14 protein-coding genes are annotated in these 16,461 nt (G+C 65.3%); 2 read left to right on the forward strand and 12 right to left on the reverse strand.

Annotated features, from left to right (window positions below):
- The first annotated feature begins 31 nt into the window (after nt 1-31).
- Nucleotides 32-1,138: a nitronate monooxygenase gene (locus tag P8R42_25080; GenBank protein ID MDG2307865.1), complete on the forward strand. Its 1,107-nt coding sequence runs from the start codon at nt 32-34 to the stop codon at nt 1,136-1,138.
- A gap of 173 nt (nt 1,139-1,311) precedes the next feature.
- On the opposite strand, the gene P8R42_25085 is transcribed toward P8R42_25080, so the two are convergent.
- The 11 genes from P8R42_25085 to P8R42_25135 all read right to left on the reverse strand — a co-directional run bounded on the left by P8R42_25085 (nt 1,312) and on the right by P8R42_25135 (nt 14,126).
- Nucleotides 1,312-2,286, reverse strand: a complete 975-nt coding sequence (locus tag P8R42_25085; protein ID MDG2307866.1) for a hypothetical protein — start codon at nt 2,284-2,286, stop codon at nt 1,312-1,314.
- Between the two features lie 235 nt (nt 2,287-2,521).
- A complete protein-coding gene (locus P8R42_25090; protein ID MDG2307867.1) occupies nt 2,522-7,465 on the reverse strand; it encodes a biotin carboxylase N-terminal domain-containing protein in 4,944 nt (1,647 codons plus the stop codon).
- The gene (locus P8R42_25095; GenBank protein MDG2307868.1) at nt 7,462-8,055 is read right to left on the reverse strand and encodes a 4'-phosphopantetheinyl transferase superfamily protein; all 594 of its coding nucleotides are present in this window, start codon (nt 8,053-8,055) and stop codon (nt 7,462-7,464) included. The genes P8R42_25090 and P8R42_25095 overlap by 4 nt, the downstream gene beginning before the upstream one ends.
- On the reverse strand, nt 8,052-8,810 hold the full coding sequence (locus tag P8R42_25100; GenBank protein ID MDG2307869.1) for a 1-acyl-sn-glycerol-3-phosphate acyltransferase: 759 nt from the start codon (nt 8,808-8,810) through the stop codon (nt 8,052-8,054). The genes P8R42_25095 and P8R42_25100 overlap by 4 nt, the downstream gene beginning before the upstream one ends.
- A 4-nt stretch (nt 8,811-8,814) precedes the next feature.
- A complete protein-coding gene (locus P8R42_25105) occupies nt 8,815-9,069 on the reverse strand; it encodes a phosphopantetheine-binding protein (protein MDG2307870.1) in 255 nt (84 codons plus the stop codon).
- A gap of 44 nt (nt 9,070-9,113) precedes the next feature.
- Nucleotides 9,114-10,418, reverse strand: coding sequence for a beta-ketoacyl-[acyl-carrier-protein] synthase family protein (locus tag P8R42_25110; protein MDG2307871.1), 1,305 nt, complete (start codon nt 10,416-10,418; stop codon nt 9,114-9,116).
- Nucleotides 10,415-10,873, reverse strand: coding sequence for a beta-hydroxyacyl-ACP dehydratase (locus tag P8R42_25115; GenBank protein ID MDG2307872.1), 459 nt, complete (start codon nt 10,871-10,873; stop codon nt 10,415-10,417). Before P8R42_25115 ends, P8R42_25110 begins: the two co-directional genes overlap by 4 nt.
- The gene (locus P8R42_25120; GenBank protein ID MDG2307873.1) at nt 10,866-11,597 is read right to left on the reverse strand and encodes a 3-oxoacyl-ACP reductase FabG; all 732 of its coding nucleotides are present in this window, start codon (nt 11,595-11,597) and stop codon (nt 10,866-10,868) included. The genes P8R42_25115 and P8R42_25120 overlap by 8 nt, the downstream gene beginning before the upstream one ends.
- On the reverse strand, nt 11,594-12,184 hold the full coding sequence (fabA, locus tag P8R42_25125; protein MDG2307874.1) for a bifunctional 3-hydroxydecanoyl-ACP dehydratase/trans-2-decenoyl-ACP isomerase: 591 nt from the start codon (nt 12,182-12,184) through the stop codon (nt 11,594-11,596). Before fabA ends, P8R42_25120 begins: the two co-directional genes overlap by 4 nt.
- Nucleotides 12,178-13,182, reverse strand: coding sequence for a ketoacyl-ACP synthase III (locus tag P8R42_25130; protein MDG2307875.1), 1,005 nt, complete (start codon nt 13,180-13,182; stop codon nt 12,178-12,180). The genes fabA and P8R42_25130 overlap by 7 nt, the downstream gene beginning before the upstream one ends.
- Nucleotides 13,183-13,184: 2 nt before the next feature.
- Complete coding sequence (locus tag P8R42_25135; GenBank protein ID MDG2307876.1) at nt 13,185-14,126, reverse strand: SDR family oxidoreductase; 942 nt, start codon at nt 14,124-14,126, stop codon at nt 13,185-13,187.
- A gap of 190 nt (nt 14,127-14,316) precedes the next feature.
- Between P8R42_25135 and P8R42_25140 the strand changes: the two genes are divergently transcribed.
- The gene (locus P8R42_25140; GenBank protein MDG2307877.1) at nt 14,317-14,919 is read left to right on the forward strand and encodes a TetR/AcrR family transcriptional regulator; all 603 of its coding nucleotides are present in this window, start codon (nt 14,317-14,319) and stop codon (nt 14,917-14,919) included.
- A 35-nt stretch (nt 14,920-14,954) separates the two neighbouring features.
- Here P8R42_25140 and P8R42_25145 read toward each other — a convergent pair whose 3' ends face one another.
- The gene (locus tag P8R42_25145) at nt 14,955-16,409 is read right to left on the reverse strand and encodes an amino acid permease (GenBank protein ID MDG2307878.1); all 1,455 of its coding nucleotides are present in this window, start codon (nt 16,407-16,409) and stop codon (nt 14,955-14,957) included.
- Nucleotides 16,410-16,461: the final 52 nt, after the last annotated feature.

The following is a 16,461-nucleotide window of genomic DNA, read 5'->3' on the forward strand; positions in this document are numbered from 1 at the left end:
TAGGGTTCCCTACGAATAGGGAGATCACGAAATGAGCCTTCACAACAGAGTCTGCGACATCCTGGGCATCGAGGTGCCCATCGTTCTGGCGGGAATGGGCGGCGCGAGCACTCCGCGCCTTGCCGCTGCCGTCTCCAATGCCGGTGGCCTCGGCGTCCTCGGCGCGGCGGCCTGCGGCCCCAAGGAACTCCGGTCCTGGATCGAAGAGACCCGGAGCCTCACCGACAAACCATTCGGCGTGGACACCCTCCTCCCGGCGTCAGTCCGGCGGGGGAAATCGACGAAGGCAGCCCCCGGGGGCCCGTCCCCGATGGAACAGGTGCCCACTCACCAGGAGTTCGCGAAGAAATTCCTGGAGGCCGAAGGGCTCGAGGAGCCGCCGCCGCGCGTGGTGGATCCGGGCTCCGACGAAGCGGCGATGTTCACCAAGGGCTTCTTCGAGTCCCAGATGGAAGTTGTCGTCGAAGAGAAAGTACCCGTCTACGCCGCCGGGTTGGGCAACCCTGCACCGTGGCTCGACCGGATGCGCGCGAACGGAACGAAGGTGATGGCTGTCGTGGGTGCCGTGCGACACGCGCGGCAGGTTGCCGAGACCGGGCTCGACGTCATCGTCGCGCAGGGCCACGACGCCGGCGGTCACAACTCGCCGATCGGAACGATGGCGCTCGTACCGCAAGTCGTCGATGCGGTCGGGGACATTCCAGTCCTTGCCGCCGGCGGAATCTCCGACGGTCGCGGGATCGCCGCGAGCTTCATGCTCGGAGCCGAGGGGGCCTGGATCGGAAGCGCCTTCCTCGCCACGGAGGAAGCAACGCTCTTCCCGTTCCAGAAGCAAGCGATCGTCGACGCAACCGACGAGGGAACCATGGTGTCGCGGTCCATCACCGGCAAGCCCGCCCGCCAGATCAAGAACCGCTGGGCGCAGGCGTACACGAGCGCCGAAATCGATCCTCTGCCGATGCCGTTTCAATCCTTCATCGCGAGCCCCATCATGCAAGCGGCGATGGAGTCCAAGCGCGCCGACATCTGGCCGGGCTTCGCCGGACAGGGCATCGGAATGATCAAGAAGATTGTTCCCGCCGGGCAACTGCTGAAGCGACTCGTCGAAGAGACCGAAGCCGTTCTCGCGAAACGGTAGCCGCCGACCGATGGTATGCGCCCTCCCCGAGAACGAGGCCGGACGTGCCGCGCGAACACCCGGCACTGCCATTCGCTGTCGGATCCCCGATGGTCTCGGAGTCACCGCATCCGATGGCGAAGACCGCCAATGCGCCAGGATCCGGATTCTCATGATGGAAAGCTCCAGGGAGTCTAGAGCTCGTGGCGGTAGGTCAGGGTGACGCCGGGAAACGCCTCCGCGACACCATCTCCGAGACCTACAGGTTCAGCATCGATGCCGAAGGCGGCGCGCACGGTCGCCACCGTGAAATGCGTCATGACGTTCCAGAAAGTCGCGGGCTCGAGGTTCTCGGGAAGGCACCCGTCGATCGCGAGAGCGAGCAGGTTCTCCGGAATCGGGAAGCCGGACTCGACCAACGCGTCGAGGAAGTTGTTCCCGCCGTGAATGATGGCGCACTGATCGGTGAAGCTGTTGTGACCGGCGGCATCGACGGACACGAAGCGCTTGATCGGCGAGAGGGCCTCGTAGGCCTCCTCGAGGCGAGTCGCGCCGCCATCTTCCGAACCGACGAACAGGAGGATCGACTTGTCCGTCTGAAGCCCCCCGGCACTCCCGGTTGCGTAACCGATCATCGCCTTGATCTCGGGCCGACCGGGAAGCGCGAAGGCCGCCCGACCACCGGCCGAGTGTCCGGCCGTCACGATGCGAGTGACGTCGACGCCACCGCTCAGCACCGAGGAAGCCGCGCCGCCCTCCTCACCGAGGCGTGAGATCGTCTCCAGGAGCACGTCTTCCGCCGTACGATCGACATCGTCCGCAGAGCGAAGGCCGACCTGTGCGAGGAGTCCCCACTCGAGATGATCGATCGAAACGGCGATCAGCCCGTGCGAGGCCAGCAGAGTCATGAAGCCGGAGTACGCGTGCCGGAATCCACCCGCCCCGTGACTGAATATGAAGAGCGGGAATTTCTGGCCTCCACTCACGCGCACGTCTTGATACGCGTCCAGCGGGATGACGAGGTTCAGGGCCGGCGGAAGAATCGCGACGATCGCCTCCGGCAGCACCTCAAAGGAGGCGTAGCTCGCTTTCTCTCGACCCAAGACCGCGCCCGCGTCGGCCGGGTAGTAGACCTCGACCTCGCGGTCTGCGAGCGCGACGGTGGTCACCCCGACCTCGTAGGGGCCGCGTCCGGCGTACTTCGGATCGTTTGGGTCCACCGGAGCAGGCCCGCCCGAACCGGACGTGGCCGAGTCTCCGCAGCCCGCAACGAAGGCAACTGCGAGAACCGCACAGCACAGCGAAAACCGGAATGCATGTCTCTCAAGGCTCAGCATTCTCAGGAATTATCATCCCCCACCGAAGCGGCCAACCCTGCTCTTTGAGCCATCTTGGGTCGGGCTCTTAGCGACCTCTCCCGGCCCCCTTCGATGCTCTTCCCGGCGTTGCCAGGGCCTCCTCCAAGGAGGCGATGAGCCGGGGTCGCATCTCTCGAACGGGCAAGATCTGTTGCAGCGAGCCGACGTCACGCGCGCGCTCCACCGTGTGGACGGCGTCGAACTCCGCGGCGACTTCCGCCTGGGCCGCTAGCCTCGCTTCGGACAGCGCGTCCTCGAACGCGGCACGCGACGCGACCGTGCGCGACCGTCCGACCTGGTCGCGAAGCTCTTGCACCCGAGGGTCCGCGAGCGCGCGGGATTCGACCTCACGAGAGAAGACCACCTTCGCCGCAGGCCCGCCGCCGATGACCGAGGCATAGGAACCCTCGAGCGCCAGCGCACGCAGCCCCGGATTCAACGCCTGCGAAAAGACGACGTAGGCTCCACCGTGGTAACGCGACACGACGAGGAAGAGCAGCGGCCCGTCGAAGTTCACGACGGCCCGCGCGATCTCGGCGCCATGCTCGAGTTGGAGCCGCCGCAACGACTCGGGCGAACCGTCGAAGCCCGAGAGGTTTGCGAGAATCACCGCCGGGCGATTCCCACTCGCCGCGTTGAGCGCTCTCGCGATCTTTCGCGAGGACAGCGGGTAGAGAGTTCCCCCGCTCCAGTCGGCGGGTCCATCAAACGAGCGATAGCCATGCCTCGCGAGAGTGCGACTCTCGATCCCGATCAGCGAGATCGGGAGGCCACCCAATTGCGCGTCCCACACGATCGCCGTCTCGGCACCCTGCCAGGCATGCCAGCGCTCCAGCGAACCGCCATCCTGGTCGATCAAGGACGACATGACGGGCCGCATCGCGAACGGCTTCTTGCGCCCGGGGTTGGTGTTCGGCGCGAAAATCTCCCCGACGGTCAAGAAACTCTTGTCGCCATTCGACTCGTAGCGGAACTCCGAGACATCTCGATCGAACGAATCCGACGTCACGCGACGACGTGGTGACGCCTCTCCGGCGACGACGTAGGTGTAGCGATAGTGCTGATCGAGGAGGGCACACGCCGAGGAGAGATCGTTCGCGAAAAACTGGGATTCTCCGTTTGGCCCCGCGATGCGCTCGAATCCACCGATCGCGATCTCGTCTTCGGCGGCCACCCCTCCGGAAGCCTCGAGCGCGTCACGCCCGGTGAGCACCATCGACCCGGTCGGCGTCATGACGAGCGCCCCGCGGGTATGCGGTAGCATCGTCGCGAGCGCATCCCAGTAGCTCTGCGCGCCGACGTTCACCCCGTAGACGATCACGTGAATCACGCCGCGATTCTGGGTGAACTCGACGATCCGTCGGGCGACCCGAGCGGTCGCGTCCAGGTTCTCGGTCCCGCTGTCCATGGCGATCCGCGCGCCGGCCGAGATCGGGATCCACTCCACGGGAAGACCGAGCCCTTCGGCAAGATCAATCGCGGCCACGATCCGGTCACACTCCGGCCCTGCGAGTGAGCCCATGCCGCGCGTCGGGTCGGAGAGAACGAGGACACGCTCCATCCCCTCGGGGATTCCCTCCATCGGGGTACGAATCATCCCGAACACGACGCCACTCTCGTTGTTGCCGTACGCCCGATCGGCCACGCTCACGGGGCGGCCGTCACGGATGTCGAACTCCTCGAACTCACCGCCGCGCATCCTGATGATCTCGTACGGGTACACCAGCCGCCGACGGCGCGCGTCCGCGACCTTCCGTTCGTACTCGGTGGCGGGTTGGACCGGTGCGCGATCGGGGTCGCGTACGAGGATGTTCATCCGGTTGCCGGTCACGTCCGCAACGACAACTTCCTTTTCCTGAGCCGGATCACCCGGCTTCTCCGGGTCGAGGAGATTCAGCCGCAGAACGACCTTCTCAAGTCCGAGGCGTCGGGTCGCCGGGGCGAGGCGCGTCGAGAGTTCACTCGCTAGGTCCGGCCCGATCATGATCGCCGGCTCAACAAAGAGCGTGATTCGATTCCACTGCAGTCGACGCTTCGGGTCGCGCTCAGTGAGGATCGTGCGCATCGCAGTCGTCGCGCGTTGGAACGCGATCTCGAATGCCGCGAGGTGCGCCGTCGTGAGCCGCCCCTTCGCCGCTGTCTCGCCCGGGATCTCGCCGAAGACGAATATTCGGTCGTCCCCCGCAACATCCCGGCTGCGGCCGAAGAAGCAACGCAGCCCCTCCCCGGCCTGGATCTCCTCGAGATCGAACTTCGCGAGCCGATCGATTCCGAGATCGGCCTTCTGCGGCAAGCTCTTGCGAGGGCCCACGCGCGCGAGTCGGCGTTCCAGCCGAGGCTCGTCGAACAAGGCGTGTCGCGCCTCGAGCGCCGCGTCGGCGAGAGCGTCGCTCACCAGGCCCCTCATCGAGCCGATTGTCGAAAGAGCATTGGCGAGCGCGCCTTCGCGCCGGATGCGCCGACTCGCGGCGCCGAGCGTACCCAGACGTCGGATCAGGCCCAACAGAAGGCGATGACGGAGCGCCGCGGTCTGCTGGGAGGCAAGTAGACGAAGCATGGCTCGCTCGAGCGGGTCGACGTCGGCGAAATCGGTGACGCCGTAGTGACCGAGGGCGGCCCGCATCCGGTCGAGAAAGGTCTCGTCGATGCCGGCCCCGCCCGCGTGCAGACGTCGAACGAAAGTCCGCAGACGCGAGTTGTTGGACGGACCGACTTCGCCGCCCTGGGCCGCCTGCGGCGTGCGAAGGAAGAGCTGTTCGATGTCCGAGAACTGGACGATCGCGCGACGGACGTCGCGAAGCTCGTCGCGACCCTCTCGTGACGTCCGGTCGGGGATCGGTGAGGACTGCAGGAAGCGCACGAGCTCCTCTCCACGCTCCTCATCCACGTCGTAGCCGAGCAGAACGCGGCCGATCTCTTCGCGTGCCGTCTTCTCCGGGGCGAGTTCGGTAGTATGCGGCAGGCGTACTGTGTTCGTGGCCGGGGCGCAGCTCTCGCCTTCCGCTGCGTCGAGCACGAGGAGAAGGTCTCCCGCCCCGACCTGCTGTCCTTGCTTGACGCAGACGTCGCGAACGAGGCCACTCGTCGGAGCACGGAAAGCGATCTCCATCTTCATCGCTTCGAGAACACCCAAGGTCTGGCCCGACTCGACCCGGTCCCCCACCTTCACCTGGAGCGCAACGAGCAGCGCCGGCGTCTCTGCCCGCACCTGCCCCGCGCTCTGCGTGCTGAACCGGAAGGGCCGTCCATCGATCTCGATGCGCAGCGAGCTCTCGCCCCAATCGTAAACCAAGCGCCGGGCCCGCCCACCGATATCGAGCCGCGCGGTGTGTTCATCGCGAACCCCCAGCCTCGCCTGCGCCGAATCTTCCCCCAGATGCACGCGGTAGCGCCACGCCCCGATGCCATACACCGCGAGCCGATAATCGGTGCCCGCATGGGTCAGATCGACCTGCTGGCCGACCGAAGACGGGATCCGGGACCGAACCACGTGCGTCGAGTCCGTATAAAACCGGCGACGCGCGATGTCGCGGCTCCGCTGATAGGCCAGGATCGACGCGGCGACGAGCGCGTGTTGTCGATCCTCCTCCGAGCCGGCGACGTCGGCCGAGCCGACGGCTTCCCGATCTAGCCAGGCCGTATCGACGATGCCCTTGCGGAACGGCTCGGCGGCGAGCAGGTCCAGAAGATAGCCCTTGTTGCTCGCACCGCCTTCGATGACGAGATCGAGATCCGCGAGGGCACCGGCCAATCGCGACCGCGCCTCCTCGCGCGTGCTGCCGCTCGCGATGATCTTCGCGATGAGCGAATCGAACGCGGCGGGAATCTCGCTCCCAACGACGACACCACTATCGACCCGCACAGACGGACCGAGAGCCGCATCGAACCGGCCGACCCGCCCTGGGGAGGGGAGAAAGCCGGCCGCGGGGTCTTCGGCGCACAGACGCGCTTCGATCGCGACGCCGCGCTCCACGACTTCCAGATGAGCGAGCGACTCTTCTCGAGCGATGCGGATCTGAAGCTCGACGAGATCCAGCCCGGTGATGGCCTCCGTGATCCCGTGCTCCACCTGCAGACGTGGATTGACCTCGAGGAAGTTGAACTCCTCCCCGAAGACGAGGAACTCGACGGTTCCGAGCCCGTGGTAGTCGACCGCGCGCGCGGCACGCAGCGCCGCTTCACACAGAGCATCACGCGTCGCGGAAGCGAGGTTCGGGGGCGGGGCTTCCTCCAGAACTTTCTGATGGCGACGCTGCACGGAGCAATCGCGACACCCGAGCACGATCAGATGCCCGTGAACGTCTCCCGCGATCTGCACTTCGATGTGACGTCCGCGCAAAATGCGACGCTCGAGAAACAGGCGATCATCACCGAAGGCCGTGAGCGCCTCCGCCTGCGCGCTCCGATACGCCTCCGCGAGCTGATCCGGGGCGTCAGCCGCGCGAATCCCGCGACCGCCCCCACCGGCCGACGCCTTGATCATGACCGGGTAACCGACCTGCTCGGCCGCGCGGAGAGCGGCCTGTTCGTTCGACAACTCACCGCCGCTCCACGGCGTCACGGGCACACCCGCGCCTTCAGCCAGCCGCTTGGCCGCGATCTTGTCACCCAACGCGCGCATCGTTTCGGCGGACGGACCGAGAAAACGAATCCCCTCGGCCGAAAGACGCTCTACGAAGGCAGGAGACTCGGAGACGAAACCCCAACCGGGCCACACCGCGTCGGCGTCGACCCGGCGGAGAACACGCAGCAAGAGATCCAGATCGAGATAGGACTGCACCGGCGTGTCGCGCTTGGCGAGATGCACCGCCTCGTCCGCGTGGCGCACGAAGGGGGCCTCTCGATCGACGTCGGTGTACAACGCGATCGCCGTTAGGTCCGACCCTTCACACAGGCGAAGGGACTTGACCGTGCGGATGCAACGCATCGCCGCCTCGCCACGGTTCACGATCGCAAGGCGACGGATCGGTCGCGGCGTGGAACCGCTCATGACGACCACCCTGCACCCGGAGGGAGCTCGCACGCAAACGCCACGAACCGTCCATGGTGCGACAACGAGAGGGCGCTATCGATCGGTTGATCCTTGTCGAAGAGGACCGGCGGCCGGCCCTGTTCTCGTTCGATCCGAAGCTCCTCCGGCGCTGCGCCCAAGTAGGGCGCGACGGCATCGATCGCAAGAGCTCGGACCGACCGACTCGGGTCGGCACCGTGATGCCGCGCAGTCGCCGAGACGATCCGCCGACGCCCTTCCGACCGGGCTACGGCGTGGACGGATCCGCGGCGGATCTCGAGATCGACCGAGAGGATCCGGTCGCCAAAGCGTACCGACGCGCGCGAGGGTCCCGCACGCGTGACCTCGAACCTTGGTGGCGAGAACACCGTCGTCGGGTCGGTGGCCCGCAGCAGCTTGTACGCGGCCTCCTTGGCGGCCCACAACACCCAACGCTCCCGAACCGAATCGCCACTCTGGAGAATCGCCTTCCGCTCGTCGTCCGAGAACGCGCGCTGATCGAAGCGTGGATGCGTCCCCGTAGGCTGCGCCTCGGGGTCTTCAAAGTCCACGATGTCGTTGCCGATCATGCTGCTTCCTGCAGGACCTGGCGCTCGAGCTCGGCCAGCTCACGAACGATCTGTTGAGACAGATCGAGCGAGCGACGAACGCCACGCTTCGCCGAGGTCGGTTGGAGAAGAGAGGTCTTCACGTGAAACTGTTCGCCCCGAGCCGGGATGTCGGTCATCTCGTCCTGACCTTCGCCGCGAACGTAGATACACAACACGCGGCAGCCGGGCAGCTCCCCGACCAGACGGCCGACGCCGTGAGCCGAGTTCTCGACCTCGACCCGACCGCTCCGCGCACGCCCCCCTTCGGGAAAAATCAGAACCACCTCACCCCGCTCCAGGAGGTAGTGCACCTTCCCGAGAACCTGCGCGACGTCCTGGCGATCGGAGCCGCGCACGACCGGCACGCACTTCATCAAGTAGACGAGGACGCGACGGATCGGCGAGTTCCCGAAGTTACGCCACTCCGGCATGTTCCACGGCAGCGACGAGTAGCTCGTCAAGTACCACCAGGGCGAACCCAACGCCCAGGCGATCACCCCCGAATCGAGCATCGTGAGGTGGTTCGCGCAGACGACCAGCGGAGCATCGCTTTCCGCGCGAACCTCACGGTACCTGCGTCGGACACAGGCCAACTCCACGATGCGCCAACGGAAACCGAAACGCATGAGCGCAACCGTGATGGGGACCCACACCGCGGCGAGAAGCCGGCCGATCTCCCTCTGAAGGGCGAGCGAGGCGCGCTCCCGCGGCGGGAGCGCTACTCGCTCCGCCATCGTCTCAGGAGATCTTGGCTTCGATAAGCCGGACTGCGTCGCCCACCGTGTTGACGCCGTCGATGTCCTCGTCGGCGATCTCGATGTCGAACTCATCCTCGAAGGACAGGACGGCATCGACGAGCCTTGCCGAGTTGACCTTCAGGTCGTCCAGAATCCCCGTCTCGGGATTTACGGAGGCAAGCGCCTCCTCGTTCTTCGCAAACGGTGCGAGAATCTTGACGACGCGATCTATCACCTGGGTCTCTGCTTCACTCATTGTTCTTTCCTCCTATGTGTTCGACGAGGCAGGATGCCTCGGATTCAGTCTTCCCAGCTTCCTAAGACGATGCAGGAATTAACGTCGCCGAAGCCGAAGCCGGCCTTAGCGATGATCTTCATGTCAGGCAGCGAGCGTGCAGTGTGCGGGATCGAATCGGCGTACGGCACGATCTCGTCGTGCACGTCCTCGCAATTGATCGACGGATGAATGAAGTGCTCACGCAACATAAGGATCGACGCGACACATTCGATCGCACCGGCCGCACCCAGACAGTGGCCCACCATGGACTTCGTCGACGTAATCAGGGGCAAGCCCCGACCATTGCACTCGAGCGCCTGAGCCCAGGCCTTCACCTCGCGGGGATCCGCTCCAGTTGCGGTGAGATGCCCGTTGATCGCGTCGACATCCTCGGGAGTGATGGCCGCGTCACGAAGCGCACCCTGGATACAGCGTCGAACCCCGTCCGGGTTCGGTGCCGTCATGCTGCCCCCGCCGCGATGACCACCGCAATTGAGCATGCCGCCGAGAACCTCGGCCTGGATGGTGGCGCCCCGTTCGAGTGCGCTCGGCAGGCTCTCCAGGACGAGGACGCCCGCTCCCGAACCGGGGATGAACCCACCCGCGCTCGCACTCATCGGACGCGAAGCCTTCGCCGGCGCCGCGTTCGAGCCCCGATTGAGAACGCGCATGGCATCGAACCCGGCCCAGACGTAGTGACTCGCGCCCTCGGTGCCGCCGCAGAGCATCCTCTGCGCCTGACCACTTCGAATCCGCTGCGCACCCTCGAGGATCGCTTCGGTACCGGTGCTACAGGCGCTCGAGTTCGTCGTGACCTGGTTTCCCAGAGCGAGAAGGCCCGAGACGCGCGCAGAGATCCCGCTCGCCATCACCTGCTCGACGGCTGTGCTGCCCAGTCGACGGACCTTGCCTGCGTCGGTGAACGGAACGACCTTGTCTCCGATCGTATCCATCCCTCCGATACCCGTGCCGATCACCGCGCCCGTGTCCCAATCGACTTCCGTGCTGTCGATCCCGGGGCGTTCCAGGCCCGCGTCCTCCCAGGCTTCGAGCGCAGCGAGGCAGCCGTACCGATGGCCCGTGTTCATCGCGAGCAATTCGTCTGATGCGAACTTCGTCTCGGCGAGTTCGTCGACTCCCTCCGGCACGCCGGCGACGTGGCAACCGAACTTCAGCTCTTCGAGTTTCGGAATCTTGCGAATCCCCGAGCGCCCCTCGCGAACGGCAGCGGCAAACGGCCGCGCGCCGATCGCGTTCGGTGCGACGACACCTACCCCGGTGACGACGACGCGCTCGTGGTCTGGTCGGTTTTTTCCGTATTCACTCACCTTGCGACTCCCATTCCGGAGAGCGTTCCGCGACAGACGACGGTGCCGTCCTCGCGTCGCATCTCGACCTCCGACCGCAGCTTCTTGTGGCGGAAGAAGACCTTTCGTCCTTCAATCAGGACTCGTTCGCCTGGCTGCACGACTCCGCTAAACTCAACTTCGGCGTCCGTGAAGAGCGTGAGCATGCCGTCCCCGCCGCCAGGCCCGGTTTGGTTCGCCAGCAGATAGATCCCGTGTGCGACGACGCCGGCCTGAGCCATGGCCTCGACGAGAATCACGCCCGGCGTGATCGGATTGCCGGGGAAATGCCCGCGGTAAAAGTCCGCGTCTTCCTTGAAGCGCACGGCCGCAGCGATGTGGTCCTCGTCGACTTCGAGGATCTCGTCGAGGAAGCGGAAGGGGTCTGCCTGCGGAACGCGCTCCAGGATCTCCGGCGCCGTCATCGTCTCAGCCACCGTACATCCCTCCGTTCACGTGCAGGACCGTGCCGTGCACGTAGCTCGCGCGGGTCGCGAGAAAGTCGACGACATCCGCGACATCCTGCGGTTCTCCCATTCGTCCGAGCGGAACCCGCGCGAGGATGCTCTGCTGAATCTCCTCGGGAAGCTCGCCCGTCATGTCCGTCTCTATGAATCCCGGAGCGACGGAGTTCACGAGAATCCCACGGCCCGCGAGTTCCTGGGAAAGCGACCGCGTCATCGCGTCGAGGCCCGCCTTCGCCATCGTGTACGGCACCTGCCCGGCATTTCCGGTGTGACCAACGACGCTCGAGATATTGACGATACGACCCGACTTCTGTCTCAGCATGAAGCGCCGCACGACGCACTTCGTGAGGTACCAGGTACCCCGCGAGAGCGACGCGACCGCGTCATAGTCGTCGATCTTCATCGACGGCATCGGCCCGTTGACGTTCACTCCGGCGTTGTTCACTAGAACGTCAATGCAGCCCGCCCTTTCCTTCAGCGTGGTGATGAGATCATCGATCTCTTCCGGCACCGAAAGGTCGGCACGAACGGTGAACGCGTCGTCGAGCTCCTCCGCCAACTGCTGGGCCGGTGCCTTGCTCGAGCGATAGTGGACCGCGACGCGGAACCCGCTCTCGGAGAGACGGCGACAGCACGCGGCACCAATTCCGGTGCCCGCACCCGTCACGAGAGCCACCTGCTTCTCGGCGCTCACCCCATCCTCCCACCGCGCGAAAGCTGGGAGGCCTCAGGGTAGTCCTTGTACTGGATGTTCTGGAACAACCCGACGCGGGCCTGCTTCACGGAGTAGATCGGATCCCCGTCAACCAGCACAGTCGCATCTCCGATCGCCAACGCGGCCTTCTTGGCCGGCAGATCCGCGAATCGACGAATGTCGATCTCGGTGCGAACGATGGAGTCGTGCGGCCGGATCTGCCCGCTGAACTCGACCTCGCCGCACCCGAGTGCACGCCCGGTGCCCATCGCTCCGGCCCATCCGCAGTAGAAGCCGATGAGCTGCCAGACGGCGTCCACGCCGAGACAACCGGGCTGCACGGGGTCCCCGAGGAAGTGACACTGGAAGAACCAGTCGTCCACGCGCACGTCCCGCTCTCCGACGATTCGCCCCTTCGACCCGCGGCTCGCGATCTCCACGATCCGGTCGAGCATCAGCATCGGCGGCGTCGGCAGCCGCGAGACGAACCCTTCCGGCGCGTCGCTCACGAGGCGCCCGTGGGCATGGGCAAGAAGGTCGGAGTGCGAGAAGGCGGAGCACTCGCGGAACTGCTCGTACGTCAACACGATACCGCTCCTTCCCCTGAACCGAAGCGCAGGAGGCACCCGGACCAGCTGAGTCCGGCGCCGACGCCGACCATCGCGATGTCATCCGTTTCCGACCACGACTCCCAGCTCTGAGAGACGACCGATGGCGCGCCGGCGGCGGCAGTGTTGCCGAACCACTCGACATTGCTGTGATGAAGGTCGGTGGGCATCTCGGCGAAACGGCAGACGGCTTCGAGCATCCGCAGGTTCGCCTGATGACCGACGAAGTGAATCGACCGAGCGTCGTTTGCGAACTCGTCGCGCAAGTCGCCGAGCAGGCGCGTGGTCTTCCGGATCGCGAAGGTCTGCACCGCGCGGCCGTCCTGCCGGAAATGACCCGTCCGCGGAACGACGACTTTCTCGGCACCGGCTGGGCTCGATTCGAAGGTGTTGTGAAGGATCTCACAGCGCCCGGGCACGTGCGTCGAGACGACGGCGGCGACGGCCGCATCTCCCCACAGAACGGCCGAAGACCGGTCCGTGTAGTCCACCGCTCGCGTGAACGCCTCGGGGCAGACGACCAAAACGTAGGGAGGCAGCTTTTCCGGCTGCATCAACGAGAGCATGTAGAGGTTCGCGAAGAAGCTCGTGCAGGCCGAGTTCACGTCGAGCGAGGGAACTTCCAGTTCGAGCGCGCGCGCAACGTTGCAGGCTTCCGCCGGCGCCGCGGTATCCATGACCGACGAGCCGGCCAGAACGAGTCCGATGTCCGCCTTGTCGATGCCGGCGCGCTCAATCGCCATCTCCGCGGCGCGGCGGCCCGACTCGGCGTTCGTATAGAGCGCCGCCTCGGCGGCCGCCCGTGGATCCTGGTTTTTCGTCGTGCGGATGTAGTCGAGCGGCAGCGTCGTCCGACGGGCTCGGATACCGACGCGCTCGAGGATCCACTGGTCGTTGGTCCCGATGTCGAGACCTTCGAGGAAGTCGTTCGTGATCTCGTTCTCGGGGTGGAAATGCCCGAGAGCGTGGAGGTGCAGGCTCATGAAGCCGCTCCCGAGATGTGCTCCCCGCCGTCCACCCGGATGACTTCGCCGTTGATCCAACTCGCCTCCTTCGTGGAGAGCAGACAGATGACGTTGGCCACGTCCTGGGGCGTGGTGAGCCGGTGGAACGGATTGCGCAGTCGGGCCTGCGCCTTCAAATGTCCCGATCCCGGAATCGCGCGAAGTGCGGGCGTCTCGGTGATTCCCGCCTGAATGACGTTGGACCGAATGCCGTAGGGCGCGAGCTCGACCGCCATGGTGCGCGAGACCGACTCGAGCGCGACCTTCGCAGCCGCGACGGCAGCGTACCCCTTCCAGGCGACGGTGTTGCCTTCACTCGTGAGGCCGAACACACGCGCATCCTCGGCGAACAGGCCTCGCGCGAGCACATCCTGCGTCCAGCTCAGGAGGCTTGTACCCATACTGTGGATCGTCCGTGCGAAGTCCTCGTCTTCGAGAAACGCGGAACTCGGATAGTCCGGCGGAGACGCGAGGGTATTGAACTCGTCGAGACCCCCTTCGAAGAGACGGTCGACGGCTTCGCTGAGCTTCTCGCCTTCGATTCCCAGCTCGCTCGCGAGCGCCGCGACGGCCTCGTGCGACGAACGGCGCTCGGGTGCGATGAGCTTAAGGTTGCCCAGAGCGACCGAGTGCAGCAGCACGCGAACCCTGCCGGCGGCCCCCATCTCGCCCGTGAGCTCCTGGAGGATCTCTGCACGAACAGCAGTGTCGAGGGCATCCGCGTTCTTAGTGACGAGCTTCGCGCCCGTCGCGCGAATTCCGTCGAACTCAGGCTCGATACGGGACATGGCTCCGCGCCGGTCCCGATGCACCACGCAGATGCTCATGCCGTGGCTCGCGAGCTTCTTGGCGGTCGCGAGGCCGAAGCCGCTGGACCCGCCGAGGATCAGTGCCCAATCGTCAGAAGAGAATTTCATCGTCGTTCCACCTCCGGGAGCGGGCTGGTTCTTCTGAGCTGTCGAAGCGGATAGGTAGGCTTCCAGCTCGTCGATTCCTGCTCCCACAAATAGTAGTACTGATGTATAGTTACCGTGCAACTATGGAAGATCTATCTCCTTGTAAATATAGTAAAATTAGATGTTTACCAAACTGACTAGAGTCTAAATCATGCCCAATAAGACAATCCCCAAGCCCAAGACACCCCGCGCCGAGCGCACCCGGGCCGCGATCCGCGATGCCGCCAACGAGCTGTTCCTGCGCGACGGCGTCGAGAACACGACGGTCGATGCGATCGTCGGCGCCGCCGGAATTTCGAAGGGGACCTTCTACGTGCACTTCCCCCGCAAGGAGGACCTGCTGCTCGAGTACGGCATGCGTCGACTCAGTCGCATCCGCGACATGCTGCCGGACCTGGTGCATCGCAAGACGTTTCGGGAAGCGATGAACGAGATCCTCGACGAGGTCGTGCGCGGGAAAGAGTGGGGACGCGAACTCACCGGTCGCGCCATCCTGGAGATGGGCACGAGCGCGGAGAAGCTCCCAGTCGCCAGCCTACCTAACCTGATCCTGCCGCTGGTCGAACTCGGGCAGGCTCGCGGACAGATCCGAACCGACATCCCTACCGACGCACTCGCCCACTTCATTCTGCGGTCGATCCTAGGAGCGCTGCGCGATTGGGGACTCGGCGCGGACACGCTCGATCGCGAGACTGCGCTCGACTACGCGCTCACGCTTATCTTCGACGCAATCCAACCACAGCGCGAAGCGTAGCCGGTTCGACGCCGAATCCGCCCTCGGGCTAGAGGCTACTCCAGCCCCGCGCTCTCACGATGCCGGCGGGCGAACTCCTCCTCCGGCGAGAGAATCAGTTGGTATCGCGCATGGAGCGCGAAGTACCCGAGCCCGAGCGTGTACCAGGCGGCGCAACCCCACACGCCCAATCGGTAGTCCGGATTCAGGAAGAGGAACACCAGCGTCACGAGCGCAATGACAAGCGCCGCCCACGCACCGGGCAGGCCGGTCGCGCTGACGTACGGCCGCTCCATGTTCGGAAGATCCCGGCGCAACAAGATGAACGAGACCATCTGCAGGGCGTACGCGATCATCGCTCCGAACACGGCCATGTTGAGGAGCACGCCACCGACCGGGACGTCACCGAAGATCGCATCGGAGAAGTGAATGAGAAGCGCCACCAGATAGCCGACGATGGCGCCTACGATGAGCGCGACGTGGGGGGTCTGGCGCGTACCGTGCGTCACCGAGAGAAAGGCCGGGAAGTACCCGGCCCGCGAGAGCGAATATATGTTGCGGCCGTATGCGAAAATGATCGTGTGGAAGCTTGCGACGAGCCCCGCGACCGCGATCAGCGCGAACACCTTCGAGCCGATGCCGTCACCGAAGATCGTCTGGAAGCCGAGGAAGAGCGGATCGTCCGATGTCCCGACCTCGGCGGCGCCGGGCGCAATCCCGGCGTTCAGGAACAAGGTGAGGAACGCTGCGATCACCAGGGTCAGGAGCCCGTAGAGCATCCCGCGGGGAATGTCGCGGACGGGATCGTGCGACTCCTCGGCGGCGAGAGGAAGCTCCTCGATCGCGAGGAAGAACCAGATCGCGAAAGGGAGTGCCCAGGCAATGCCCGCGACGCCCCGCGGCAACCACACGCTCCCTCCTGGATCGGGCGGGATGTTCAGCGCGTTGTCGAGCGAGAAGTGCGGCAGCGCTCCGACCCAGAAGACCACGAGAATCGAGAGGGCCACGATCGTGATCCCAACCGCGAAACGGAAGGTGACTTCCACGCCCCAAATGTTCAGACCGACGAATGCCGCGTAGGCGACGAACCACCAGACCGGTGCGAACGCGGCAGGCGTTTCGAAGATGTTCCCGAGATATCCACCGATGCCGACGACGATGACCGCCGGCGTGAGGACGTACTCGATGTTCTCCGCGAGCCCCGTCACGAAGCCGCCCCAGGGGCCCATCGCCGAGCGCGCGAAGGAGTAGGCACCGCCCGTGTGCGGCAGCGCTGGAGACATCTCGGCGATGCTGAAGCAGAGCCCGACGTACATCACGGTGATGATCAGAGTGGCGATCAGGAGACCGCCGAAGCCCCCGGCCTCGAGGCCGAAGTTCCACCCGAAGAAGTCGCCGGAGATCACGGCACCGACGCCCAGAGCCCACAGCGAGCCCACGCCGGCGTACCGGCGGAGACCGCGCTGGTCGAAAAACTCGTCGCCCGGCTTCCGATACCCCACCGAGCCCATTCCACCCCCGTCTCCCACGGCTCTCCTCTCTCACCCGCCCATGGACCGCACG

The sequence above is a fragment of the Candidatus Binatia bacterium genome (assembly GCA_029243485.1).
GTDB lineage: Bacteria > Desulfobacterota > Binatia > UBA12015 > UBA12015 > VGTG01.

Excerpts from the sequence above, each read along its gene's own strand:
- P8R42_25080 (MDG2307865.1), top strand. The coding sequence starts at position 32 with ATGAGCCTTCACAACAGAGTCTGCGACATCCTGGGCATCGAGGTGCCC.
- P8R42_25105 (MDG2307870.1), bottom strand. The coding sequence starts at position 9,069 with ATGAGTGAAGCAGAGACCCAGGTGATAGATCGCGTCGTCAAGATTCTC.
- P8R42_25135 (MDG2307876.1), bottom strand. The coding sequence starts at position 14,126 with ATGAAATTCTCTTCTGACGATTGGGCACTGATCCTCGGCGGGTCCAGC.
- P8R42_25145 (MDG2307878.1), bottom strand. The coding sequence starts at position 16,409 with ATGGGCTCGGTGGGGTATCGGAAGCCGGGCGACGAGTTTTTCGACCAG.
- P8R42_25095 (MDG2307868.1), bottom strand. The coding sequence starts at position 8,055 with ATGATCGGCAACGACATCGTGGACTTTGAAGACCCCGAGGCGCAGCCT.
- P8R42_25100 (MDG2307869.1), bottom strand. The coding sequence starts at position 8,810 with ATGGCGGAGCGAGTAGCGCTCCCGCCGCGGGAGCGCGCCTCGCTCGCC.
- P8R42_25140 (MDG2307877.1), top strand. The coding sequence starts at position 14,317 with ATGCCCAATAAGACAATCCCCAAGCCCAAGACACCCCGCGCCGAGCGC.
- P8R42_25090 (MDG2307867.1), bottom strand. The coding sequence starts at position 7,465 with ATGAGCGGTTCCACGCCGCGACCGATCCGTCGCCTTGCGATCGTGAAC.